This is a genomic window from Bacillus cereus group sp. BfR-BA-01356, from assembly GCF_022663635.1.
GTDB classification, from domain to species: domain Bacteria; phylum Bacillota; class Bacilli; order Bacillales; family Bacillaceae_G; genus Bacillus_A; species Bacillus_A cereus.
Genome location: NZ_JAKUFX010000261.1, coordinates 1 through 1,578, shown reverse-complemented (window position 1 = coordinate 1,578; position 1,578 = coordinate 1). Strand labels below are relative to the sequence as shown.

Here is a 1,578-nt window from a genome sequence, read left to right as displayed (position 1 = left end):
TTTTTCTGTGAAAAGACTTGAATTAACATTCCAAACTTCATATTTACTATAGGGAGCAGTAACCTTGATATGCGTATCTAGTGACTTAAAAAAGGCATAAATAAATAAGCCACATGTTATTAAATTTTTTTAACAGTAGCGAAAAAAATATGAACTTGAGTTGATTACCTTAAGAAAGAATTTTTGAATACTCAATAAATCCAGATCGTTGATCTAGTATGTGATAGATAATTTTAATGACTTTATGCGCAATGGCAATAAGTGCTTTCTTTTTACCTCTTCGTGCAGCAAGAGACCAATACTTTCCTGATAACCATGTATGACGGGTTCTCGAGATGGCCCATGCCACTTCACAAAGCATGGATTGAATGTGTGGATTTCCTTTTGTTGTTCGAGTACTTTTTTTCTTGCCAGCACTTTCATGATTTCCAGGTGATAAGCCTGCCCATGAAGCCAGGTGCTGGGCGGATGGAAATTGTCCCATTTCGACACCAACTTCTGCAATAATACTTGCGGCAGCATGTTTTTTTACCCCAGGAATCGTTAAAAGGAGTTCAACTTGTTCCTGATAAGGTGAAAGAAGTTCATCAATTTTTTCTTCTATTTGTTGAATGGATTCTTCGATAAATAAGATGTGATTCCAAGATTGACGAATAAGAAAAATTTGATGTGGATTTAAAGTTCCAAACAAAGATTCTGTAATCTGGGATGCCTTCGGCATCATGCTTCCATGAATATTTTCTTCTACCTCATGTGAGTTAACATACCCTTGTTCCACAAGACGAGTTAATAATTTACGACCAGATACACCGAATACATCAGAGATAATAGAACCTAGTTTAATGTTGGAACACTCTAAAGTTTTTTGAATACGATTTTTTTCAGCAGTCATATTGCCAATCATTTTCTTACGTAACCGTGTTAAATCACGAAGTTCTCGAATGTCTGATGGAGGTACGAAACTTTTTTCGATTAGTCCATATCGAAGGAGTTTGGCAATCCATTCAGCATCCGCTACATCTGTTTTCCGCCCTGGCACATTTTTTATTCTTTGTGCATTGGCAAGGGTAATATCAAAATAATCTTCTAAAATGTTGAAAACGGGCTTCCAATAGATACCGGTGCTTTCCATCGCAAGATGGGTAATATGTAGCTCTTCGAGCCATTGAAGCATTTCAAATAAATGTTTTGTGAAAGTAGGAAATGTACGAATTTCCTTTGTAAGTTCTGTCTCGGAATTTCCAATATAAATACAAACAACAATTTCTTTCTGGTGGACATCAAGTCCAGCACAATGAGAATGTAAAGTTTCCAATAAATGAACCTCCTCAAGAGATATGAGATGGATGACCGAAATAATTGGAATTTCAACATTTTTCTGTTCGTGATCAGAATGAATCTGTCAACAAAGGGGTGTGCACCAAATTATTTCTTACAGTTTATTTTACAGGGTAAATCCACCATAAAAAGCCACGTACTAAAGTATCCATCTATATAACCAGTATGGAAAGCTTGGAAAATAAATAGTCCCACCTCTTTTCATATATGGGTGGGACTGTAAAGTCATGATTGTTTATT

The 1,578-nt window shown here is 35.8% G+C and carries 1 protein-coding gene; it reads right to left on the bottom strand.

Going from position 1 to position 1,578, the window contains the following annotated elements:
* Window positions 1-169: 169 nt before the first annotated feature.
* Window positions 170-1,315: an IS110 family RNA-guided transposase gene (locus tag MR168_RS32855; protein WP_086411369.1), complete on the bottom strand. Its 1,146-nt coding sequence runs from the start codon at window positions 1,313-1,315 to the stop codon at window positions 170-172.
* Between the last annotated feature and the right edge of the window lie 263 nt (window positions 1,316-1,578).